Source organism: Granulicella sp. 5B5, assembly GCF_014083945.1.
In the GTDB taxonomy this organism is placed as follows: domain Bacteria; phylum Acidobacteriota; class Terriglobia; order Terriglobales; family Acidobacteriaceae; genus Granulicella.
This window is the reverse complement of sequence record NZ_CP046444.1, coordinates 1,561,858-1,586,329: the sequence shown is the minus strand read 5'-3', so window position 1 is coordinate 1,586,329 and position 24,472 is coordinate 1,561,858. Positions and strand designations below refer to the sequence as shown.

At 58.6% G+C, this 24,472-nt stretch carries 11 protein-coding genes; 6 read left to right on the top strand and 5 right to left on the bottom strand.

The window, feature by feature from the left end; all coding sequences use genetic code 11:
- Positions 1-564: 564 nt before the first annotated feature.
- On the top strand, positions 565-3,897 hold the full coding sequence (locus tag GOB94_RS06680) for a vitamin B12-dependent ribonucleotide reductase (protein WP_182278061.1): 3,333 nt from the start codon (positions 565-567) through the stop codon (positions 3,895-3,897).
- A gap of 123 nt (positions 3,898-4,020) precedes the next feature.
- On the opposite strand, the gene GOB94_RS06675 is transcribed toward GOB94_RS06680, so the two are convergent.
- The gene (locus GOB94_RS06675; RefSeq protein ID WP_220465005.1) at positions 4,021-6,030 is read right to left on the bottom strand and encodes an enterotoxin; all 2,010 of its coding nucleotides are present in this window, start codon (positions 6,028-6,030) and stop codon (positions 4,021-4,023) included.
- Positions 6,031-6,401: 371 nt separating this feature from the next.
- Here GOB94_RS06675 and GOB94_RS06670 point away from each other — a divergent pair, with 371 nt between their 5' ends.
- The 3 genes from GOB94_RS06670 (at position 6,402) to GOB94_RS06660 (ending at position 14,392) form a co-directional block, all read left to right on the top strand.
- Entirely contained in the window at positions 6,402-10,004 is a 3,603-nt protein-coding gene (locus GOB94_RS06670; RefSeq protein WP_182278059.1) for a TonB-dependent receptor, read from the top strand.
- A gap of 75 nt (positions 10,005-10,079) precedes the next feature.
- Entirely contained in the window at positions 10,080-11,960 is a 1,881-nt protein-coding gene (locus tag GOB94_RS06665) for a right-handed parallel beta-helix repeat-containing protein (protein ID WP_182278058.1), read from the top strand.
- Between the two features lie 41 nt (positions 11,961-12,001).
- A complete protein-coding gene (locus GOB94_RS06660; RefSeq protein ID WP_182278057.1) occupies positions 12,002-14,392 on the top strand; it encodes a glycoside hydrolase family 2 TIM barrel-domain containing protein in 2,391 nt (796 codons plus the stop codon).
- A gap of 62 nt (positions 14,393-14,454) precedes the next feature.
- On the opposite strand, the gene GOB94_RS06655 is transcribed toward GOB94_RS06660, so the two are convergent.
- From GOB94_RS06655 to GOB94_RS06640, 4 genes are all read right to left on the bottom strand, one after another.
- The gene (locus GOB94_RS06655; protein WP_255484313.1) at positions 14,455-15,438 is read right to left on the bottom strand and encodes an MBL fold metallo-hydrolase; all 984 of its coding nucleotides are present in this window, start codon (positions 15,436-15,438) and stop codon (positions 14,455-14,457) included.
- Positions 15,439-15,448: 10 nt separating this feature from the next.
- Positions 15,449-18,631 carry a carboxypeptidase regulatory-like domain-containing protein gene (locus tag GOB94_RS06650; RefSeq protein WP_182278056.1) on the bottom strand — a complete coding sequence of 1,061 codons (3,183 nt, stop codon included), beginning with the start codon at positions 18,629-18,631 and terminating at the stop codon, positions 15,449-15,451.
- Positions 18,632-18,937: 306 nt separating this feature from the next.
- The gene (locus tag GOB94_RS06645; protein ID WP_182278055.1) at positions 18,938-19,717 is read right to left on the bottom strand and encodes a LytTR family DNA-binding domain-containing protein; all 780 of its coding nucleotides are present in this window, start codon (positions 19,715-19,717) and stop codon (positions 18,938-18,940) included.
- Complete coding sequence (locus GOB94_RS06640; protein ID WP_182278054.1) at positions 19,714-21,096, bottom strand: histidine kinase; 1,383 nt, start codon at positions 21,094-21,096, stop codon at positions 19,714-19,716. Before GOB94_RS06640 ends, GOB94_RS06645 begins: the two co-directional genes overlap by 4 nt.
- A 607-nt stretch (positions 21,097-21,703) precedes the next feature.
- Here GOB94_RS06640 and GOB94_RS06630 point away from each other — a divergent pair.
- Entirely contained in the window at positions 21,704-23,044 is a 1,341-nt protein-coding gene (locus GOB94_RS06630) for a Gfo/Idh/MocA family oxidoreductase (protein ID WP_182278052.1), read from the top strand.
- A gap of 24 nt (positions 23,045-23,068) precedes the next feature.
- The gene (locus GOB94_RS06625; RefSeq protein ID WP_255484310.1) at positions 23,069-24,469 is read left to right on the top strand and encodes a VCBS repeat-containing protein; all 1,401 of its coding nucleotides are present in this window, start codon (positions 23,069-23,071) and stop codon (positions 24,467-24,469) included.
- Positions 24,470-24,472 lie beyond the last annotated feature (3 nt).

Sequence of the window (24,472 nt, the reverse complement as noted above, 5' to 3'; positions counted from 1 at the left end):
ATCGGGCTTTCACAGTACTGAAGCCCGCAATTCACGCGGGTTCCCCGAAGTTTCCACACAAAAACCCCAGAAAAACCGAAGTTCGCGATGCGAATCGCCGCATCTGGGGAGTATCTACTTGTGCACCACAATATCTAGTTGCTTTATACTTGACTCGTACCACTGGTGGCGGTACTTTCAACTTCACCGCTGCTCCGGTGAAGCGCCTGAACTTATGGCTCACACCTCGACAAGGAACCCGAACCGGCCCGGAACGTTCGATCGCAGTCTAGTTTGACCGTCCTCGTCGGGTCGTTAGCAAGCCCTCATCTGCCGTCTCAGTCCGCACGTACCGGGCAGCAATCACCCCCTCCGGAGACGACCCCGGCTGGGTTAGCAGTTTTTTGTCGGGCCCCGTTGTTTGGTTACTGCGTCATCGTCTTGGTTGTTCGTCCAACACGATCCACGTACCAGGGAGCTGCTGGCAACGGCCCGCAGGGTTTTCACGATCAGGCCATCAGTAACAAGCTCCCCAGCGCCCACTCGCTCCGGTGCCCCAAGAATTTCTTCGAGAGGTTTTCGCCCATGTCCGATTACGTCCAGACCGACCCCGTTCAGGCCCCTGCCGCCGAAGGTACGTCCAGCTACGCCCCCGCTAATGGTTCTGCGCCGGGGCTCAGGTTCTCGCGCTACTTCTCGAAGCCTGGCGTCAACCCCTTCGACGAAGTGCAATGGGAGCTGCGTGACGCCGTCATTCAGGACTGGAAGGGCCGCCTCGTCTTCGAACAGAAGAACGTCGAAGTCCCCACCGACTGGTCGGTCACCGCGACCAACATCGTCGCCAGCAAGTACCTCCACGGCCAGGTCGGCACTCCCGAGCGCGAGAAGGGCGTGCGCGACCTCATCAGCCGCGTGGCCGAGTCCATCCGCGACTGGGGTCTGCGCGACGGTTACTTCGCCTCGCACGAAGACGCCGACATCTTCTTCAACGAGCTTACCCACCTGCTGGTCAACCAGAAGGTCGCCTTCAACTCGCCCGTCTGGTTCAACGTCGGCTGCGACCGCCTCGAGCCCAACTCCGACGCGCAGAACTGGCACTGGGACGCCCAGCAGGGCAAGGTGCTCTTCTCCGTCACCGGCTACAGCCGCCCGCAGTGCTCGGCCTGCTTCATCAACTCGGTGAATGACTCGCTCGACAGCATCCTCACGCTCGCCAAGACCGAAGGCATGCTCTTCAAGTGGGGTTCGGGCGCGGGCAGCAACCTCTCCGCCATCCGCGGCAGCATGGAGACCCTCTCCGGCGGCGGCACCGCCAGCGGTCCGCTTAGCTTCATGCGCGGCTTCGACGCTTTTGCTGGCGTTATCAAGTCCGGCGGCAAGACGCGCCGGGCTGCAAAAATGGTCGTGCTCAACATCGAGCACCCGGACATCGAAGACTTCATCGAGTGCAAGGTCAAGGAGGAGCGCAAGGCCTGGACGCTGATGGCGGCCGGTTACGACGGCTCCGGCCCCGACTCCGAAGCCTTCACCAGCATCTTCTTCCAGAACGCCAACAACTCCGTCCGCGTCAACGACGAGTTCATGCAGGCAGTCGTCAACGACGGCATCTTCACCACGCTCACCGTCAAGGACAAAGCCCCGGTCAAGGAGTACAAGGCCCGCGACCTCATGCACAAGCTCGCCGAAGCCACCTGGCAGTGCGGCGACCCCGGCATGCAGTACGACACCACCATCAACCGCTGGCACACCAGCAAGAACACCGCGCGCATCAACGCCAGTAACCCTTGCAGCGAGTACATGTTCCTCGACGATTCCGCCTGCAACCTCGCGTCGTTCAACCTGATGAAGTTCCTCACGCCCGGCGGCCAGTTTGATGTGCCCGCATACCGCCATGGCATCGCCATCGTCACCACCGCCATGGAGATCATCGTCGACGCCGCCGGCTACCCGACGGAGATGATCGCGAAGAACTCGCACGACTACCGTCCGCTTGGCCTCGGCTACGCGAACCTCGGCGCGCTGCTGATGGACCGCGGTCTGCCCTACGACTCCGACGCCGGTCGCGCCTACGCGGCTACACTCACCGCGATCCTCTGTGGTGATGCGTATGCCCAGTCCGCGCGCCTCGCCGCCAGCTCGCCCACGCTTGGCGCAGCCACCCCGCTCACCGTGTCCAACGGTGTGCACGGCGGCGCCTGCCCCGGCTTCTACGTCAACCGCGAGCCTTTCCTCAACGTCATCCGCATGCACCGCGCGGAGGTCAACAACATCGACCGCGAGCTCAAGCCCGCACACGACTCCGCCTACACCGACGCCGCCGGCTTCATCGCCCCGCAGCTCGCCGACCTCAAGGCCGCCAGCCAGGACGCCTGGGACACGGCTTTGGCATTGGGCGAGCAGCACGGCTACCGCAACTCGCAGGTCACCGTCCTCGCACCCACCGGCACCATCGGCTTCATGATGGACTGCGACACCACCGGCATCGAGCCCGACCTCGCACTCGTCAAGTACAAGAAGCTCGTCGGCGGCGGCATGATCAAGATCGTCAACAACACCGTCCCCGGCGCGCTCTTCAAGCTCGGCTACTCTGACAGCGAAGTGCAGGGCATCGTCAACTACATCGACGCCACCGGCACCATCGAAGGTGCACCGTCGCTCAAGCCCGAGCACCTCGCCGTCTTCGACTGCTCCTTCAAGCCCGCCAAGGGCACGCGCACCATCTCCTGGCTCGGCCACGTCAAGATGATGGCCGCCACGCAGCCCTTCCTCTCCGGTGCCATCAGCAAGACCGTCAACCTGCCCAACGACTGCACCGTGCAGGACATCGCCGACGCCTACACCGAGAGCTGGCGTCTCGGTCTCAAGGCCGTAGCCATCTACCGCGACGGCTCCAAGGGCACGCAGCCGCTCAACGTCTCCGCGCAGACCGACGCCGACAAGAAGGGCACCGCCGTCGACGCCACCAAGGTCGACGCCACCGAACTCACCGCCGCTCTTTCCGCTCTCTCTACCGAGCAGCAGAAGGCCTTCGCTCTCGAACAGCAGCTCGTCGCTGTTCAGACGCAGCTCAACGAGCTCGCGAACTCCGCCAACAACAACGCCGACAACCTCGACGCGCAGGCCCCACCGCGCGCCGTCCGTCATCGCCTGCCCGGCGAGCGCGCCAGCATCACGCACAAGTTCGGCATCGGCGGCCACGAGGGCTACATCACCGTCGGCCTCTACCCCAACGGCCAGCCTGGCGAAATCTTCATCCGCATGGCCAAGGAGGGCAGCACCATCTCTGGCCTCATGGACAGCTTCGCAACGGCCATCTCGCTCGCGCTGCAGCACGGCGTGCCGCTCAAGGTGCTCTGCGAAAAGTTCGCGCACACCCGCTTCGAGCCCTCCGGCTGGACTGGCAACGAGCAGATCGGCTACGCCAAGTCCATCATGGACTACCTCTTCCGCTGGATGCAGCTCCGCTTCCTCAGCGGCCAGCAGCTAGACCTCTTCGCTGGCCTCGGTGCTCCGGTGCAGTCCGCCCTGCCTTCCGCAGGAAGTGTCATCTCGACCGAAGCCCGCGCACTTGCGGGCGCAGTGGAGAGACCTGCGTTTGGAACCACCGCCGCCTATGGCGACCAGAGCATCTCGGCCACCGACCCCTGGCACAACGCCCCCGGCGAGCCCCTGCACACCGACCGCAACCCCCCGCAGCAGGGAATCGCCCCGGACCTAAGCGCTCGCAGCGGCACCGCCACCCCGAACCCGTTGTCTGTCGAAGACCGCGGCATCATGGGCGTCCACGCCGCCACAGAGATGGGCAAACTCTACGAGATGGGCGACAGCCCTAGCTGCTCCACCTGCGGAGCCATCATGACCCGCAACGGCTCCTGCTACCGCTGCATGGAATGCGGCTCCACCAGCGGCTGCAGCTAGTCCTCCTTGGAACACTCACTCAGATGATGTGCTGAGACGTGTTTCGCTGCTGACCCCAATTCACCTAGCCCCCTCCGGCATAAGGGCCGAGCACCTCGCTCGGCCCTTATGCTTTGCCCACACCTAACGCGGTGTCAGCTCGAGAGTGAGTACCTGAAAGGGAGCCAGTTGAAAGGTATGTATCACCCCAGCCTGCAACGAAATAGGACGCTGTGACATATCCTCCTTCCATGGGCTCTTTGCCGAAAACATCTTAGCCGCTCCGTTCGGCAGCTCGAAAACAGACTTTGGATCCAGGCGAATGCTCTGTGGCTTGTCGCTGGGATTGCGCAATACCAGGATCGCCTTCTTCGGCGACCACGATGCCCAGCCATAGACCTCTTCCCATGCCGGATCGCCGCCAACCCAATGCGTATCCACCAGCACGCTCGCGTTGGCTCTCGACCACTTGGCAGCTTCAGCCAGATCGTCCCAGTTCTCCTGGCTCAACAGGGAAGGCGTGATGTACATCTCCTGCAGCTGCGTGCCCGTGCCGAAGTATGAACGTACCTCGTTGCGGAAGTCATGGGAAGGATCTTCCTTGAGCTGTTTATGGCGCTCCGCAAAGATGATGCCGTGCAGCATCAGCGAGTTCAGCGGATAAAGTGGACCGGCCTTCACCACATGTTGATAGGTGTCAGCATCGCGGTAAGTGATCCAGCGCTCCCGGTAAGGGCCTACGCCCGCAACGTCATCATCCTCGCCGCCACGCCATATGGAGTCCGCATAGCGCAGCCAGAACGGAGAGGGATACGTGCCAGTCGTCAGGTTGATGTAAATGTCCGGCTTCTCCTGGCGCAGCTCCCTGATCAGGTGGATCGCTGCCGAAAAATCGCTGTCGAATGCGCTTCCCTTGACCACGGTATCGGCATTTCCGGTTCCATCGAACTTGAACTGATTGACCCCATACTTGCGGATCATCTCAAGGCAGACCTCTCGAAAGCGGTCGTAGTACTTAGAGCCGGATAGCGCAAAGCCTCCCGACGCAATCTCATATCCCTGCTGCTGCCCGAAGGCGATGCGCTCCTTCTTGGGCCCGGCATATCCGCCCCAGGGTGACATCCAGACACCTGGTTCGGTCCCGTACTTCTCCGCGTCCTTGCGAACGTTGGAGAATCCTTGCGGAAACCCCGAGTTGAATCCCCAGAGTGTCTTGTGATCGTCCCACCCGTCATCGAAGAGGAAGGAGTCGAGAACAACGCCACGCTTCTGGTGCAGCTCACGCCCGAAAGCATTGATGCGGTCTTCAGCGCCAGCTTCGTTGTAGGGATTGAAGCGTCCAAGGTCGTACCAGGAGTTGTAGTGCAGGAATGTTCGATAAGGGTGCGCACGCTCACGCTCAATGTATGCAAGAAAGTCGCGGCGCATTTGGCCTGCCCTGGCGATACCGATCACCGACGAATACGTAACAGCCTGTCCAGCCTTCAACGGGAGCTTACGATCAAGATAGGCTACTGCATGTGCGCCGGTAACCTCGCTCTGTGAGAGAGGGTCTTCAAAGCCGAGGAAGAAGTTGTTCCACACCAGCGGCGATCCCATGACGGTGCCCACTACGCGGGAGCCCGGCAGGTCCGCATCGATCAGCTGCACGCGACGGATCGAGACGTCTTCCGCATTGGCAGTCAAAGTCACAACCTGACGCACGTATCGCGAGCCATCCAGAAGAATTACGGACCAGGTGCCGTTGACGACGTTGTCGGCGCTGACCAAATGCGTTGTGAACTCGACGCCTGGAACATGCTCTGCCGCGCGCGAAGCAGTCGCGTTCACGCTTAGCTCTGTGCGTTCCGGCCTGCCCTCTACACGAAGATCATTCATCGCGTAGATCTGGCCATTCTTCAGCAGCAGAGAGAACGGCTGTGCAGTGTGCAGGGTCTGGGTGTGCAGCCTGTCGCTCACAGTTAAGCCCGTAACGTGCCCGTCTCTGACATCCCAGCCCGCAGAGATCGCATGATTGCTCACGCTGTAATGATCGCCGCCCGCCACGGCGATCGCCCGCCCTGCATCCTGCGCCCCTGCGGTTGCAACGCTGATCAGCGACCCGATCAGCATGATGCCAAACAAGTTTGCTTTGCTATTCTTTCGATCTTTCATCCTATTGAACCTTTCAAGAGGTGACAGCGATGGTAAGTAGGCTAGCCGTTGAGCGTCGCTCAGGTAATAGGGAGCGGCACTTTTTCAGGCAAAACCGCTACTCGATAGCGCTCAGCAGCTAAGGACACGATACTTCGTTTTGAATCGTCTCGAAGATTAAACTTGACACTTTTATTTCGTTTGTTATGCTTTTGTAACACATTCAGTCTTCACCGTAGTTTGCTTTGTTCTGTGTTGCCACACCCTTTTAGGAAAGTAGGTCGCGGATGTTCACTTCTAGTCGTTTCCTGCGCAGCATTTTCTTTTGTTTGGCTGCCTCTGCGTTTTCTCCCCTGTACGCGCAGTCTGGTGACGGACGTGTTCAGGGCATCGTGCGTGACCCCTCCGGCGCTGTTGTGCAGCATGCGCCGGTCGATATCCGCAGTGTTGAACGAGGCACGAACAGCATCGTTAGCACGGACATGCATGGCCTGTTTGTCGTGCCGTCGCTACCAATCGGGGAGTATGTCATCGAAGTGGACGCTCCCGGTTTTGCAAAGTGGCAGGGACATATGACACTCCGGGTGAACCAGACCGCAGAGGTTGATCCCAGGCTGGCTCTCGGCTCTGACACGCAACAGATCACCGTGGGCGGGGACGTAACGCCGCTGGTCAACACCGAAAACCAGACCGTGGGCAGTACCCTCGACAAGACCCGTATCGAAGAATTGCCGGAAAACGGACGTTCCATCTCGAACCTGGCGATTCTGACTACGCCAGGCCTCGTCTCTGCCAGCACCGGCATCAGTGCCAACGGAGCCGCCGTAAGCGCCTTCGAGTTCGTGCAGGATGGTGCGGTACTCGCAAACGAGGACTACGGCGGAAGCGCCGACAAGCTGCCTGATCCAGACTCCATCGGCGAGATCAAGGTTGAGTCCGGTAACTCATCCGCCAAGTTCAATCGGCCTGCAACCGGCATCATCACCACGAAGGCGGGCACGAACCACTTCCACGGCTCGCTGTATGAGACTGCACGGAATAACTCCTTCGGAATTGCCAAAGCGCGGCAGGATACCTTCGTGAAGGCTCCGGAGTTAATCCGCAATGAGTTCGGCGCCTCTCTGGGCGGCCCGATCCGCATCCCAAGGCTTTATAACGGTGTGGACAAGTCGTTCTTCTTCGTGGCCTTTGCCGGGGTCGAGCTTCGCCAGCAGAAGAGTTTCCTCTCCAACGTGCCAACAGACGCGGAACGCGGTGGCGACTTCAGTGGCCTTACGACCGCGAACGGTCAACTCTATACGATCTATGACCCTGACACGACGGTTGCGTCCGCCAGCTGCGCCGGCACGGCCAACAACATGGCCAGCCCAGCCTGCCGCACGCCCTTTGCCAATAACACCATTCCGATGAGCCGGATCTCACCGCTCGCCCAGTCTGTCTACCAGATCCTGCCGCACGCGACGCTTCCCAACGTCAATCCTCTCGTGGCCTCCAACTGGGTTGCGGGCACCCCGAACAACGATAGCGAGCGCTCACTCACGGCGCGCGTGGATCAACGCTTCAGCGCGCAGGACAATGCCTTCTTCCGTTATACCCACGGACGCGGCACAACCGATGCGTTGGGCTCCAGCAACTATGGGCCGCCCGCAACGGACCTGTCAGCCAACGTGACCTTTACCAAGATCAAGACCGAAACCGGGTCGATCTCCTGGAATCACATCTTTTCGCAGCGCTTCTTTATGGAGACGTTGCTGTCGGATGCCTACGAGAGCGACGTCATCTCTACCGGCCCCAACCCGAATGTTGATTATTCCACCAAGTTTGGCCTTCCCACAACCGGTGCGCTCGGCTTTCCAAACATCTACGGCATCGGCTTCATGCCTTACGGCCTTGGCCGCAATGACAACTCTCGCGAGAACTCGCAGAACACTGCGGTGCTCGATGAAAACCTTACCTTCGTCAAGGGCAATCACATCTTCCAGTTTGGCGGCCGCTACCGTCACGAGCGTGTTTGGATTCTGCCGGACCGGAACCCCACTCCTTCGCAGGTCAACTTCAGCTCTCTCGGTACGGGGCTGCTTGATCCCACGACCATCTCTACTGGCGGTTACACCGCGGTTGGCAACACAGGCTATGCGAACCCCTCTTTCTTCCTCGGTGATGCGCAGTACTACCAGGTAACGGACCTTCCCTCGTGGTATCACTTCCGTCAGCAGGAGGTGGCCTTCTACTTCCAGGACGATTGGAAGGCGACGCCGAAATTGACCTTGAATCTCGGTCTTCGTCTGGAGATGCATCCTTCCCTGCACGAAGCTCAAAACCTCTTCGGAGGCTACGACTTCACGAACAATGCGATCATCACCGGTCCTTCACTCTCCACTCTCTACGCGCAGGGCAGGACCTCACCGGCCATCATCGCAAATTACACAGGACTTGGCGCCAAATTCGAATCCTCCTCTGACGCTGGACTGCCCCCGAGCATGGTGAACGGCAACTTCCACGACTTCGACCCGCGTGTCGGCTTCGCCTATCAACTTTTCTCCGGCAAGCAGGAGACGGTTGTGCGTGGAGGATACGGCATCTACTCGTACGGGCCGCCCACACGTAACTTTTATGCAGAGACGCGACTGAATCCTCCATACCAGGCAACGTTCCAGCAGAGCTATACGGCTGCAGCACAGGCTCCTGATGGGAACCCCAACTACATGCTGCGCTCGGCTCAAACGGTGATTGCAGGCCAGAACAGCTCCAATGTCATCAATTTGAACTCGCCGAACAGCGTCACCGCCGGATCATTTGGTGTCTCGGGGCTCGACAAGAACTACCCTGACACTTTTGTCCATCAGTGGAACGTCACAATCGAACACAGCCTGCCGTTGAACTCGGTGGTGCGGGCTACGTATCTCGGCACGCATGGTCAGAACCTCGAGCAGTACTGGGAGTACAACGACGCGCCCTCCAGCTATACGTGGTATGCGAACACCGGCCTGCCTCTTCCAACAGGTCCAAATGCCGGCGTACTTACCCGCCCATTCTCTACGCTCCCTTACGGATATATCGAGAACCAGCGTAAGACGGGATATTCAAACAACGAATCATTCCAGCTTCAGTATCAGCGTCTGCACAAAAACGGATATGGATATCAGATCTTCTACACGCTCTCGAACGACTTCAGAAACGGCGGGAACGGGTGGCGAGATTCCTTCGTTGAGCCAACCAGCTACTTCCTTAAGGGAACTGTGCCGACCGATCTGGACGCACAGAACCGCTATGTGAACTACATGCGCGATCTCACCATTCCGCAGCATGAGATTCGTTGGAACTGGCTTGTCGATCTGCCCTTCGGTAGTGGAAAGCACTACCTGGGCGGGGCGCACGGCCTCGTCAACGCGTTGGTCGGTGGTTGGAAGTTGGGCAGCACAGGCCATGTCCTCAGTCAGCGCTTCCAGCCAAGCACCAGCTACTACCAGCCAACTACGTTGAACCTTTACAAGAAGCGGAAGGTGCAGGATTGCACCTCTGGCACCTGCTTCAATGACTATCTCTGGTTCAATGGGTATCTTGACGCGAACAAGATCAACGTCGCGAACGGCTATACCAATGTCCCCGGCACCTATAGCGCCTACAACGGTCCTCTGATCAGAACTCCGGCAGATGGCGGCTCGAAGGCCGATCCGAACTACGCTTACTACGACACCAACAGCATCGTTGTTCCTCTCAGTAACGGAACTTCGGTTCGTACAACCTACTCACCCGGCTACAGCCCGACCCAGAAATTGAGCATCCAGGGCCCCTTCAACTGGACAATGGATGCGTCGGCCTTCAAGGAGCTCGCCCTCAAACGCGGAGTCGTTCTGCGGTTCAACGCTGACTTCTTCAACGTCCTTAATGAACAAGGCTTGACAAACCCAAGTTCATCGACGGGTCTCATCAGCCTTAGAACGTCCTATAACACGCCGCGCCAGTTTCAGTTGACTGGAAGAATCATCTGGTAGCACGCAGCATGAAGGGAGGCCAAACGGCCTCCCTTCGTGCTTACCTGGAAGCAGCTTTCAAAGCGGGGGCCATTCATGCGCATCTTCATACGGGGAACTAAGCAGCTGGCGTGGGTTCTGGTGGCAACCCTGACGCTTGCCGCGCAAGCTCATGCGAGAACAGCGCTGGGTCAACTCTTCGTCAGCCCGAACGGGGCGGGGAAGCGGTGTGATCGAAAGCACCCGTGTTCAATAGAGGACGCGCGCGACAAAGTACGCAGCATCAAGCAAAGCCTCACCCAAGACCTCATCATCAGGCTCGCTCCAGGCCGCTACCGATTGAGCCATCCCTTGGCACTGGGGTCCGCGGATTCAGGCAGCAACGGCCATGTCGTTCTATGGGAGGGCTCTCCCGATGGCACTTCCATCCTCGACGGCGCGATCCCCATCCACGGGTGGACACTTACTGACGCGAAGAAGAATATATGGCGCGCGCCAGTCCCGAAGGACAGCACGGCACTGCAGATTTATGTGAATGGAGTTCGCGCCATACCTGCCCGGCATTCGGGATGCATCAGCCCAGGCCAATGTCGATACAACGAGAACGGCCTTACAGGGGGCGGCCTCCTGCTTAGACAACTCGCCCATCCCGAACAGGTGGTCGCCGCTTTCGGCGTGCGCTGGCGCGATTTTCGTTGTCGTGTTCAAGCCATCCGTGGCGAGAACATCGTAATGACTGAGCCCTGCTGGCACAACACGGTTGCCGACTCCGTGAAGGAAGGTTGGTCCAATGCAAGTCCAAAGGGCAAACCCTTCAAAGGAGTTGAGTGGTTCGAAAACGCATATGAGTTTCTAGGCAAGCCCGGCCAGTTTTATCTCGACCGCCAGGCAAACATGCTTTACTACGTGCCGCGGCCCGCTGAGAACCTGAATCAGGCAGACGTTGAATTGCCGATAACGGAGCACCTTCTAACGCTCCACGGCACGCCCGGCTCGCCCGTTCATGACATCCAGTTCGAGAACCTGACCTTCGCTCACTCCGCCTGGTCCTATAGCGATACTGAAGGCTACGTTCCATTGCAGGCAGGCTATCTGGTTACAGGCGACCGCCAGACCTTGCCGGACAACGGAGAAGGCATGGTGCGGATCCCCGCAGCCGTCGAGACCTTCGAAAGCCGCAATTTGTCGTTTGTATCAGACAGGTTCGAAGACCTTGGAGCAGCGGCGATTGCCTTCGACCGCGGCACGCATAACTCAACCATCGCTCACTCCGCCTTCCACGATCTTGCGGGCGGCGCAATCTTTGTGGGCGACACCGTCGCTGCTCCCGCAAATCCTGCGGATCGAGCCAGCGGAAATAAAGTGATTCGAAATACGATCTCTTCCATCGCGATCGATTACCGGGATAACGTGGCGATCATGGGCGGTTTCAACAACGGCCTCCTTATCGAAAGCAACTCCATCTCGCACGTCCCCTACACCGGAATCTCCGTTGGTTGGGGATGGAACTATGAAGGCGAGGGCGATGTCCAGCGAGACGTACGAGTTCGCAGAAATAACATCTCGGATTTCATGACCGTCCTGCACGATGGCGGGGCCATCTATACCCAGGCGCAGTCACCGGGCTCATCGGTCACTGAGAACTACATCGATTACCAGGGGCACGACAACGGAAACGGCATCTACCTCGATGAACGCAGCCGAAAGTACGACGTGTGCGGCAACGTAGTCTGGAACCTCGCTCCGAAGATGCGGGAAGGTCAATGGGTGTCCGCGTGGTCGTCCTGGAGTGGAGACCTCAACATCCACGACAATTGGTCCGATGATTCTCACACCGCTCTTCACAACCCAGGCCCTACAAAAACATTCAAGGACAACCATCTGGTTTTGAAGGAGCTGCCGCCTGAAGCAAAGGCGATTATTGCCGCTTCCGGTGTAAATGGAAGAGAGGAGCCGAAGACCGGCTGCACTCGCTGATGGCTGTCCAGGATAGATGATCGAAACATAGAGGAGCATAGATGCGCCCCGTCCGTTTTTTTAAGTACCTGACGTTGGTCCTTGCAGTGGGTTTCTACAAAGTGCCACTGCGTGGTCAGTCGGCAAACGATCTGCACTTTGTGCGCCCGGAGAAGCCGGAACTACAAGGCACAGTCGACCTCGAAGTCGTGGCGCCTGCCGATACCACCAATGTTCGTTTCTATCTGGACAACACGCAGCTTTCTGAGCTGACCGATGAATATGCAATCGCCACGAAGGCGAAGCCCATATGGCATACGGTCATGGGAACGGAATATTTCTCTCCCGGCCCACATGAACTCAGCGCAGTGGCCACAACGACCGATGGCACCATCCGCACCATGATGCACGTGAACCTGCTGGGAAGCGCCACGCCGCACTCCATCAATCTCGATGGAAGCTGGCACTTTTCCGCAGCAGAAGAGCTCCCGCGGGGCTCCATGGACGGTGCCTCGCCCCAGGTCATCGGACCAGGCTACAACGATGCGCATTGGAGTGACGTCGAGGTCCCTAACTCGATCGACACGGTAGACCACCGCTGGATGCACCCCAACGGGCTTCTCGGAACCTATCGCAGAGAATTCACGCTTCCCCATAAAGGCGAAGGTGAACTCTACATCAAGTCCGAGTCGTGCTTCTGGTCTTGTCGATACTTCGTCAACGGAGTTGAGGTCGGAGCATCCGCCGGTGGATATCTGCCACGAAGCTTCCGCGTTACGCCCAATGTCCATCAGGGAGTGAACACGCTCGCGGTGATTGTGGACTCACGTCCTTCCGCAATGGGCGTCTTCCAAAAGCTGCGCTATTACTACTGGAACTATACGGGCCTTCTTCAGAACATCTCTCTCGAACAGTTGCCATCTGTTGGTATCACCGAGTTCCGCGCGCAGGGCAGCGCCGATGGCACACTCGCGATCTATCCATCTGTCGTCAACTCCAGCGGTCACCCTGAAGACCTGATGGCGAACATTCGCGTTCAGGGTCCCGACGGTCACACGGTCCTGTCCAGGTCCGAACCAATTCACATCCCTGCTTCGGACGGCGTGGCTCAACCCATCAAGCTTCAACTGAAGAATGTAATGCTATGGGACCTCGAACATCCAAACCTCTACACGGTTACAATCACCACGCACCCCTCGACCGGCGAAATGAAGGTGTCCGAGAAGACTGGCTTCCGCGATATTTCCATTCGTGACGGCGATCTTCTTCTGAACGGTCATCCCGTGCTTGGTCTGCAGGGCTTTGATCGCCATGGCGACTATCCAGGCCTTGGACGTTCGCAACCGGATGGCCTCGCGGATCGCGAGATCAAGATGTTTCATGACAAGGGCTTCCGCATCTTCCGACCGGCCCACTATCCAACCACAAAGGCCGAACTGGATGCCGCCGACAAGTATGGCTTGCTCGTCCTTGAAGAGATCAACGTCACAGGACTGTCTGGCGAGCAGCTGGCGAGCCCCGCGACCATGAGCTTCGCCCGCGATCAGCTTCGCAGAATGATCGTACGGGATCGAAGTCACCCCAGCATCTTCGCGTGGTCCGTCGGAAATGAAAATAGGACCGACCAATCTGGATCGGAAGTGTACGTGCACGACACGATCCAGTACGGCAAGACTCTCGATCCAACCAGGCCCTTCACCGAAGTCTCGGCCCAGCTGCGCCACGATATCTGTTATGGCGAGATGGACTTTCTGGCCGTGAATATCTACGCAGGCTGGTACACCGATAAGCTGACGGATCTCGTCCCGGAGCTGGATGCGCTCGCAACCTATGCTGGCAACAAGCCAATGGTCATCACGGAGTATGGTGCAGGTGCAGTCCTTGGCCGGCAGGGAACAGGCAAGGGCAGCGAGTATTTTCAAGCCCTCACCGTCGATGAATACAACCACCTTCTCCTGAACAGGCCGCATTTCATCGGCAAAATGTACTGGACCTCGACCGAGCTTGTCGTCAGTCCGAAGTGGGATGGAGGGAATCCATATCCGGCTTCGCCCTTCCACACCAAGGGGCTGCTCACCTACTTCCGTCAGCCCAAGCTGGGATGGCGAGTGATGTTCTCACCCATAGAGATGGATACGATACCTCCGATTACCTCCGAAAGCACTCTGCCCTTCAGCAGGCAAATCCAAGTAGTAGTGCGGAATCGTACTGCTCACCAGGTGAAGGGCCATCTGCTCATTACGCCGCCCAAAGGCTCCATGACTGCGACACCAGATCTCGAGTTCTCCGTCGAACCCAACGGCAAGACGGATCTGTCGTTTGAGTTGCAGATCACCCAAAGAGTCAAGTCGAAAAACTCCGAAGGCCTGGTTCGCGCGGTTGTGGATTCAGAGACGGAAGCCATGCCCGAGCTTCTACAGATTCAGGATGCCTGCGCATCGTGTGCGAAGTGAGGTGACGTTGCATGCATGCGCTATCGGGCAGGGAAGTCTCAACGATCTATCGGGCACAGCATCTACTTCCACTCATGCGGCAGCGAGCCGGCCGGCTTATGTGAGACCAGCTCGAGATACATCGTCGCGATGTCTTGCTGCCATAGATCGGGTCTGCTGATCGGAACCCAGTTCCGGTCAGCGGCTGGCAGTTCTACTGTCATGGCTGGCGGTTTCTGCCCCTTGGCAATGTCGTCGGCGACGGCCCGCCGAAGATCGCGAAAAAACTGCGCCTGTCCGGTGAGGATCTCCGCATCGCCTGCCTTCCCATGCCCTGGCAACACATGCAGCGGTCTAAGATGAGCAACGCGGTCCAGGGCCTTCGGCCAGTTCGTAAGGTTTGCATCAATCACCTTGTTGTACGGACCATTCACTGCACCATCGCCCGTGCAAAGAATTCGCTCCCTGGGCAGCCACACATAACCGTCACCTTCGGTGTGTCCCCACCCGAAAGCCAAAAACTCTACGTCGCGCATCTTGTCTTTCAGAACGAGTTTATGGCCGTAGATCAATTTCTGCGGACGTTGCACATCGTTCTGTCCTGTCTCGCGCAGATCGGCCCGCTTGGGCATGGCCTGCCGCCAGCGAGTGGGCTCCCATTTGTCCATATCGAGCGCGACGCCCTGAAACGCCAGGGTCGTCGCGCCCGACGCCGTCCACACAGCATTGCCATACGAGTGGTCCCCATGCGCATGAGTATCGAAGACATAGCGCACCGGTTTTGGCGACAGACCCTTGACGATCTGCACCAGTTCCTTTGCGCGGCCGGGATAGTTGGCGTCCACCACGATCAAATAGTCTTCCATCTCAATCACCGTGGTGTTGCTGTATCCCTTGCTCTTGTCTCCCACAAAGAACCAAACGCCCTTGGCAATCTGTTGCGGCTGCGATGTTGTCTCCGTAACAGCCTGCGCACCGAAGAGTGGGATGACGAGCGCACGGCGATGATACGTCGTCATGCCTGTGAGCATCGCCATCCCGAGTACGGCAGTTAAGTGCTTCTTCATTGCTTCTCCATTAAAACGTCATCTTGAGTGCGAGTTGTGCAACGCGCGGGTCCAGTGCCGTTCTGATCTGCCCAAAGTTCACACCATCCGCTACAGTGGAGTCGGGGTTATTGAAATTCACCCTGTTGAATAGATTGAACACCTCGGCGCGGAACTGAAAGTGAAGCTTGTTAGCCACGTCGAAATTCTTCATAAGATCACCATCGACGTCTTCATAGCCAGGCCCACGCAGCGAGTTTCGTGTCGTATTTCCAAACGTGCCCACGGTCGCATATTGAAAGGAGGAGGTGTTGAAGTACTCCCGCACCTTCTGCGCATGTGAGCGGCTCATGGAAAGGTGCGGATCGCCAACGGTATTCGGTCGATCAAGTCCGATGCCTGTGTGCGATATGTCCTGGCCGTCTAAAACGTTGATCGGAAGACCGCTCGTAAGCTGCACTACGCCAGACGCCTCCCAGCCACCAACAACATTGCGGAGGAGCGCATGGGGGGAGTGCGCAAAGAATGGCAGTTCATACACCACAGACCCCGAGAAGACCTGTGTCTTATCGAAGTCTGCCGGGCCGCGATCGAAGCTGAGATTGAAAGGGTTCGACGTCTCCGACAGCGCTGGATTCGAGAACAGATCGATCGAACGTGAGTAGGTATACGCCGCGGAGATCACGAGACCCTTGGCGTACCGCCGGTTCGCGCTCAACTGCAGTGAGTTGTAGTTGCGGTTGTTGGCGCTGCTGAAGTGGTTGATGGATTGAAGCACGCCCGGGTCGTAGCGGCGAGTGCTGTCGAGCGACGCTGTTGGATTGGCTGGATTGTAGATCCCTGGGTTCTGTTCATAGTCCAGGGGCAGCTTGCGGCCAAAGGTGCCCACATAGCCTATCTGCACCATCGTCTGCCAGGGCAATTGGCGTTGCAGCGAGAGACTCGTTTGCTCAACATATCCATTGCGCAAATTCGCGTCCGCGGCGTAGGCCGTTGTAGGTGCAATAAAGTCTCCTTTGCCGACGTTCTCGCGAAAGATGGTCAGAGGGTCATTCACGCCACCCTGATAAGCACTCCCCCATGGTTTTGAAAGGCTTTGTGGATTGGTGAGTGTAAAGTTGGCGACGAAAGGTTCATTCACATTCAGGTACACGCTGTACTGCGCATCCATCAACTGAATAAAGACACCATAAGCGCCACGCAGGCTCGTCTTGCCGTCACCGGTCAGGTCATACGCGAAGCCGATACGCGGTGCGAAGTTGTTCTTATCGGGGTTGTAGATGGACTTAGGCAGGCCCTGGTCCCCGATGAAGAGAAGACCTAGTGGAGCATTCGGATACCGTGACGATTGGATTCCTGGCTCGAACGTCGCGTGATAACCGAGCCGGTTGTACATGGGGTTCTCGTACTGATAGCGAAGGCCCAGGTTCAGAGTCAATCGCTTGGTCACCTTATAGTTATCCTGGGCAAAAAAGCCGAAGTTCTCTGTAACATCATTGTCGACCCGCAGCGATCCCTGCGAGAAAGTATGAGGAAGCCCGAGAAGGAAGTCTTCCATCGGATTGCCGGTGCGGCTTCCGTCGAAGGCAAACGTGCCATTGTCGAACGCGGGGACGCCTTTGAAGTTCGCCATCTCCAGCGTCATGCCATAAGACATCTCATGCGGCCCGCGGTCATACGTCACCGTGTCGAAGAAGCTGAAAACGTTGTCCAGTTTTGTCGGCAGTCCGCCAATGTCGGCCTGCAGGCTCATGCGTCCATTCACGCTGACGTTTGGGAGAAACGGTGTCGTCGAGGGCGCAATCTGAATTCCAAACGCAGTCGCGTTCTCTTTAACGGAGTTCGTGCGGTTCTCGTCGCGTCGCAGAAAGCCGCTGCTCATCCGGTTCACCAGGTTCGGTGTAAAGATGTGGGTGTCATTGATGACGCCCGAGTAGATGAGGGCATCGAACAGTGACGGCGTCCATGGGAGGTTGCTCGTGCTGCCGCTGGCAAACGGGTTGGTGACCGTCGTATGGTCGCGCCAGATGCGTGCATCGACTGTGTTGTTCTTCGTCACAACCTGGTCCACGCGCGCCAGAAATTGATCGCCATTCGTCGGTTGCGATGCCTGCCCATCGTAAAACCCATTCGGAGTATTCGCAGAGGGCAGCTGCTTCAGGATCGCGAGAGCGGACGGATCGAAGCTGGCGGGGTTGACCTGTGCTGTACCAAAGTTCCCATTCAACTCCGCGGCGGTTACCGGGATCGCCGTGGATACGATCGCGCTCTGCCTAACCCGCGTTCCTTGGTAGCCTGTATAGAAGAATGTCTTGTTGTGTCCGTTATAACCGGGCAGAACCACCGGCCCGCCCACGGCTCCTCCAAACTGGTTTTGCTTAAGCGTGGGCACCGAGGCGGCGAAGTAATTTTTGGCGTTAAGGTCGTTGTTGCGAAGGAACTCCCAGAGCGTGCCATGGAACTCATTCGTTCCCGACTTGGTGGCGCCCACAATTACAGCTCCACCATCTCTGCCGTACTCGGCCGAGTAGCCAGTCGTCAGGATGCGGAACTCTTGAAAAAGATCAGGAGGCGGCAGCGGGTTGCTGTCGCTCCGCTGCACGGCATTGAACGGAACGCCATCGATCAGGTATTCATCCATCGATGCAGTCGTGCCGTTGATCGTGGCCGTATCTCCGAGAATGCCAGGAATCGTCGGCACGCTCACCGTGCTCACACCCGGCACAAGGACCAGCAGCGAGTTCGGATTTCTTCCGTTGACGGGCAGATCCTCGATGCGCTTCTGCTCAATCTGCGCGCTGATGGCTGAAGTGTGCGTATCCACCAGTGACACCGTATCGGAACTGACATCCACTGTGTTCTGCACCGCGCCTACTGACAGCGTGATATCGACGCGCAGGTATTGGTCCAGCGATAACGCCAGGTTCGATAGCACCGTCGTTGCAAAGCCGCTCTCCGACGCGGTGATGGTGTAGTTGCCGATCGGCAACTGCGAAACTGTGTAGGCTCCTGCTGTATCCGCCGTCACCATGCGCGTATACCCCGTCTGACTGTTCTTCACCAGAACGGTCGTCCCTGGAACGACAGCATGCGACGAGTCCTGGACTGTACCCAGAATCGTGCCCACGTCCTGCGCATGGCTCTGCCTTGTTGCGAACGCGAAGAGAACGATAGCGGCGATCGCCATCAAGCCAAAACGTACTGCGAAGGCCATCTTGCTGTGCTTGCGATCCCCTGAAGCAGAGACGTCTCCGCTTTTACCTGCAGCTGCTGCGGATTGTCCGCAGGCCCCGTATAGTGTCTGGGCCCATTTGACTATGACATCCTGCTCCATGTTTCCCCCTTGATATAAAGTGCCAATTGAAATGCAGGAGAATAGTAGGAGCGCAAGGAAATTGCTGTCTAGAACCATGGGACGACTCGTCTTGAGCGTGTGACGAGTCGTAGAAGGGAGGGCCTGTCGAGGCCATTCGCACCGTCGCTTGGACATCTATCGCGTCGGCCGCTGCACATGTGAGCATCAGCAGTCAGGCTTGTTTTGTCCGCCGCGCCCAGTCAGCAGGCGGGCGCTTTCAAGCTGGTAGCGGCTCATGCGCAGCAACTCGCCGGACTGCAGTCTGACCCTGTGATAGCCGTTCTGCCAGGTTTGAACTTCGGCTATCTTCTCCACGTTGACGATGGTCGAACGATGGATTCGCAGAAACTTTCGTGGGTCCAGCTCCTTCGCCAGCGAGTGGAGTGTCCTTCGGATCACTTCAACTCTGTCGCCCACATGGATCAGCACATTGTTCTTCTCCGCCTGGATCCAATCCACATCCCCAACCTTCAGCGGAGAGATGCGGCCCTTGTGGTTCACCGGGATCCATTCCATGTATCTGGTCTGCGCAACGCTTGTTCCCGGTGCTGCCTTTAGCGAAGCCGAAGTAAGCAGTGCGGTCGTCAGGCGGTCTTCAATCCGTCGAATCGTCTCATCGAATCGCACCTGGCCAAACGGCTTCAGCAGATAATCGACGGCCCTGCCTTCAAATGCCTGCACCGCATACTGCGCATGCGCCGTAACAAACACTGTCAGCGGCATCCTCTCAAGGCCTATCTCGGCGATCACCTGAAGGCCGTCAAATCCGGGCATCTGCACATCGAGAAAGACCACATCCGGAGCCAGACGCGTGATGGCCTTTGCCGCTGAAAGCCCATCGTTGCACTCAGCCTGCACCAGAAACTCCGGATGAGATCGAAGCATCCGCAGGATGCTTCGACGTGTCAGCGGCTCATCGTCCGCGATGATGGCTTTGATCGTCATTGGAAAAACTCTGGCGCCGCTGATGGTTCCTTCTCCATCCGGCGATAGGGAATGGATACAACCGCTGACACTCCTCGGGGTTTCATGTTTGTAAGCCGAAGGGAAGACCGGCCGTTATACAGTTCGTGCAGCCGGGACTTCATATTAGAGAGTCCGATCCCTTCCCGCAGCGCCTCCTGCTGCGACGTCGTCAGAACGCTGTTGGAGTTGGTGACTTCGATCTCAAGCGACTCCCCGGCCCGCCTCGCATATACCCCAACTACGTCGTTGCCTGGATGCTTGCCGATTCCATGCCGAATGGCATTCTCCACAAGTGTCTGCAGAATCAGGTGTGGGACCGCGCAGTCCAGAAGCTCGTCCTCGATTCCTGTCTTCGTGGTGAGGCGGTCACCATAGCGGATGCGTTCAATTCCCAGGTGCCACTCCAGGATTGTGATCTCCTTGCGCAGGCTGATCTCCTGATAATGGGTATCGTCCAGGACAACTCTTAGCAGGCTGCTTAATCGCAACAGCAGGTCCTCAGCCGCATGAACATCTTCGTGCAACAGCGTCGCCACGGAATGGAGTGCGTTGAACAGAAAATGAGGATGCAGCTGGGCCTTCAGTACAGTCAGCCGAGCGTTCGCCAGTTCACCGCGCAGGCGTGCGCTCCGCACCTCTTCTTTGCGCGCATCGTTGTAGTAGTGCCAGATGTGCACCAATCCAACCAGCACCCAGTACACCAGCAGGTTGAAGGCTATGTGCATCGAGACGGTTTGCCTGAGCGCTGTCGTAAAAGTCGGTCTGCCTGGTTCTGACCAGTGGCGAAACGTTGCCATCACCAACAGGGCGAGTGCGTCCAGCAGAAGGCTCACCGATAGGTGAAGCAGCAGAATACGCAGCCACGTCGTTGTTCTAAAGCGGTAGCGCAGCGCCAGCCACACTGCCACGGATGAAAACGCGGCGCGCGTATACCAGACCTCAAGTTCTATAAGGAAGTACGGCCCTGAAGGCCTTTGCGACGGGTTGATCCAGTGACCGAGATACGATTGGCTCGCCAGCAACGCGGCTGCGAGTGTCCAGAGCGCTGCATAGCAAATCCAGAAGAGGACCCAGTGATTGAAGGCTGGAGACACCTCATGGTCTTCAAAATCGCTGCGAGTCATCGTGTCGGCACCATATCGAGCAAGCGCGGCATCTGTGTCGTACGATTGCGACCTCGCGTAGCTCACTCGATTGTGTGCCAGTTTAGCTGAGTCGCCACACCACTGACATCTGGATTCATCAACGCCTCCGGCGTTCTCGCCTCTTGCTGTCGCGGCTACGACCTGTCCCTCTGCTTGAACGATCCGCCCCAAAAATCTGGACTTGATCAGTATCTCTTCCTTAGGATTCGCCATGAGAACATGGCAGCGTTCAGCGTCGTCTTCAACTGCTCATGGTTGCCCGTTTCGCGCTGATTCGCTGCATTGAAATGTCGTTTTCTCGGAGGTGCAATGCCAGCCCAAAATCACACACAACCGGATCGAACATACTGGGTGCCTGTTGTTCATAGAGCCGTTTCGATTGTGGAGATATTGGGGAAGCATCCTGGAGGCCTCCGCGTTTGTGAGCTGCAACAGATGACGCTGTACCCGGCAAGTACGATCTACCGGGTCATCCGTACCCTGGTTTGCTGCAACTGGGTCGCTACAGGAGCCCGGGGCATCTATCGCCTCAATGGCGACGTAATACAAACGTGCATGGACGGAAGACTTCTTTCTCTGTATGACAGCGACGATCCCAGGGCCATCGTCGGCGGGGCCACGAACTGAAGCCGTTTTCTTCTGGACCTTAGCGATAACGCGCCCCCGCGTCGTCGGACTACGCCCTAACTCCAATCAGCTGCGAATGTTACTCGCAATCCCAGGAAATTATCGCTCCGCGACAATTCATTTCCCAACCACTCGTTTGCTCCTCTATAGTGCTATGCAGCCGAAACGCACCCCACACTTCGAGAGCCAAACAATGCGCACCTTCGATCGCAGGACATTTCTTCAGTCGGCTGTAAAAACAGCCGCAGCCGCCGGAACCGTCTCTCAACTGCACCCTCTCCTCGCCCAGGCGGTCAATCGTTCACCTAACGACAACATTCAACTCGCCCTCATCGGCGCCGGCATCCAGGGTCAGGGAGACACCAAAACAGCCATCCAGGTTCCCGGCGTCAAGCTCGTCGCCGTGGCCGATTGCTACGACGGCCGCCTCACCCACGCCAAAGAACTCTGGGGCGCCGACATCTTCACCACCCGCGACTACCGCGAGATCCTCAGCCGCAAGGATGTCGACGCCGTTCTCATCGCCACACCCGACCACTGGCACAAACAGGCCGCCGTCGACGCCATGCACGCAGGCAAGGACGTCTACCTCGAAAAGCCGATGATCCACCTCTACTCTGATGGCCCCGAGATCATCGAGGCCGCGCGCTCCACCAACCGCATCCTGCAGGTCGGCAGCCAGCGCGTCAGCAACATCCTCTATGCCAAGGCCAAGGAGCTTCTCGCCGCCGGTGCCATCGGCAAGCTCAACATGGTCAGCGCCCACTGGGACCGCAACTCCTCCATCGGAGCCTGGAACTACTCCATCCCGCTCGACGCCTCCACCGAAACCTGCGACTGGCCGCGCTTCCTCGGCACCGCGCCCAAAATCCCCTGGAACGCCGAGCACTTCTTCCAGTGGCGCAAGTGGAAGGACTACGGCTCCGGCGTTGCCGGCGATCTCTTCGTGCATCTCTTCAGCGGCACGCACTTCATCACCGGCTCGCACGGCCCCACGCGCGCTGTGGCGATGGGCGGCATCCGCTACTGGAAGGACGGCCGCGACGCCGACGATGTTCTCCTCGGCCTGCTCGACTACCCCGAAGGCTTCAACCTCAGCCTCCGCGTCAACTTCGTCGATGGCGGTGCCGAGAGCGAAGGCTTCCTCTTCACCGGCTCCGAAGGCACCATGGAGATTACGCCGAAGTCCGTCAGCGTCGTGCGTAGCCCCATGTCCAAAGAGCCCGGTTACACCGTCTCCACCTTCGCCGACGCCATGCAGAAGCAGTACGTCGAGGAGTACCGCAAGAAGTACCCCATCGAGCATCCCGCCGGTCCGCCGCCGCGCGACGTCGAAACCTTCGTCGTCCCTGACGGGTATCTCGACAGCTACGACCACTTCCACAACTTCTTCAACTCCGTGCGCAGCCGCAAGCCTGTTGTTGAAGACCCGACCTTCGGCTTCCGCGCCGCCGGTGCGGCCCTGCTCTGCAATCTCTGCGTCGAACGCGACAGCGTCGTCCACTGGAACCCCGAAACGATGAAGCTGGTCTAGCTGTTCAACCCCATGGAGCTCTCCGTGAAACTCTCTTCGAAGCATCTCGCTCTGCTGTTATTGCCTGCGCTTGCATGCGGCATCGCCTCCGCGCAGGACCCCGCGCACGCCACCGAATTCCGCATGCAGCATCCTGGCGATGGTCCCGGCGGCCAGCCGCGCATCGCCTTCCTCGTGCACCGCCTCGGCACCGACCACGCCGAAGGCATCTCCGTCCTCGACATGAACGGCGACGGCTTCCCCGACCTCCTCAGCGGCGCCTACTGGTACCAGAACCCCGGAGCCAACGGTGGCGACTGGAAGCAGCACCAGTTCCGCACCGTCGGCATCCACAACGAGTTCGTCTCCGACTGCGGCGAGTGGATCGTCGACGTCGATCACGACGGCCTGCCCGACCTCATCACCACCGGTTGGATCTCCAATGGCCTCTGGTGGTATCGCAACCCCGGCCCTAAGGCCACCGCCGCCGGCGAGCAGTGGAAGGCCGAAAAGATCACCGACAGCTTCGATACCGAAGGCGGCGCCTTCGCCGACATCAACGGCGATGGCAAGCCTGACATCGCACTCGCCCACTACAACCGCTCCGGCATCCTCTGGGTCGACTTCAGCAAGAGCAAGCCCATCGTCCATCACCTCGGCGGCAAAGAGCAGGACGGCCACGGCATCGGCGTCGTCGACATCAACGGCGACGGCAAGCCCGACGTCATCACCCCGCACGGCTGGTTCGAGCAAATCGATGCCGACCGCGATCAGTGGAAGTGGCACCCGGTATGGGATCTCGGCGACACCGGCTTTCCCATCCTCGGCTACGACGTCAACCACGACGGCAAGATGGACCTCATCTACGGCCAGGGCCACGGCTATGGTCTCTACTGGCTTGAGCAGTCCGGCACACCCGCGCACCGCGTCTGGGTTCGCCACACCATCGACGAGTCCTTCTCGCAGTCGCACGCGCTCGCTCTCGTCGATATCGACGGTAACGGCAAGCCCGAGCTCATCACCGGCAAGCGCTATCGCGGCCACTCCGGCAACGATCCCGGCTCCTACGATCCCATCGTCGTCTACGCCTACAAGCTGCCCACCGGGGTCGCGCTGGCCCACGCACACCCGCACCACCTTGGTGAGAAGCAGGTCTCCAGCACCATGCGTATTGCGGACCCGGCTGACGATCCGCTCTTCATCCGCACGGCGCTCTCCGTCAACGGCACGGCCAGCGCCGGTACGCAGTTCGTCGCCACCGATTTTGATCATGATGGCGATATGGACCTCGCCAGCGCAGGCAAACTTGGCGTCCATGTGTTCGAAAATCTTAAGATCAACAACATCCCCAAGTCCGTCCGCGAAGAGACCCAACCGCTCAACCGCAAGTGGCCCTTCCCCGGAGAAGGCAGGGAAGTCCCACAAGAAGACGGACCCACGCCGTAGTCG

What these genes read in the sequence shown, in the direction of transcription:
- GOB94_RS06680 (WP_182278061.1), top strand. Translation starts at nt 565, where the DNA reads ATGTCCGATTACGTCCAGACCGACCCCGTTCAGGCCCCTGCCGCCGAA.
- GOB94_RS06660 (WP_182278057.1), top strand. Translation starts at nt 12,002, where the DNA reads ATGCGCCCCGTCCGTTTTTTTAAGTACCTGACGTTGGTCCTTGCAGTG.
- GOB94_RS06650 (WP_182278056.1), bottom strand. Translation starts at nt 18,631, where the DNA reads ATGGCCTTCGCAGTACGTTTTGGCTTGATGGCGATCGCCGCTATCGTT.
- GOB94_RS06645 (WP_182278055.1), bottom strand. Translation starts at nt 19,717, where the DNA reads ATGACGATCAAAGCCATCATCGCGGACGATGAGCCGCTGACACGTCGA.
- GOB94_RS06630 (WP_182278052.1), top strand. Translation starts at nt 21,704, where the DNA reads ATGCGCACCTTCGATCGCAGGACATTTCTTCAGTCGGCTGTAAAAACA.
- GOB94_RS06665 (WP_182278058.1), top strand. Translation starts at nt 10,080, where the DNA reads ATGCGCATCTTCATACGGGGAACTAAGCAGCTGGCGTGGGTTCTGGTG.
- GOB94_RS06655 (WP_255484313.1), bottom strand. Translation starts at nt 15,438, where the DNA reads ATGAAGAAGCACTTAACTGCCGTACTCGGGATGGCGATGCTCACAGGC.
- GOB94_RS06675 (WP_220465005.1), bottom strand. Translation starts at nt 6,030, where the DNA reads ATGAAAGATCGAAAGAATAGCAAAGCAAACTTGTTTGGCATCATGCTG.
- GOB94_RS06640 (WP_182278054.1), bottom strand. Translation starts at nt 21,096, where the DNA reads ATGGCGAATCCTAAGGAAGAGATACTGATCAAGTCCAGATTTTTGGGG.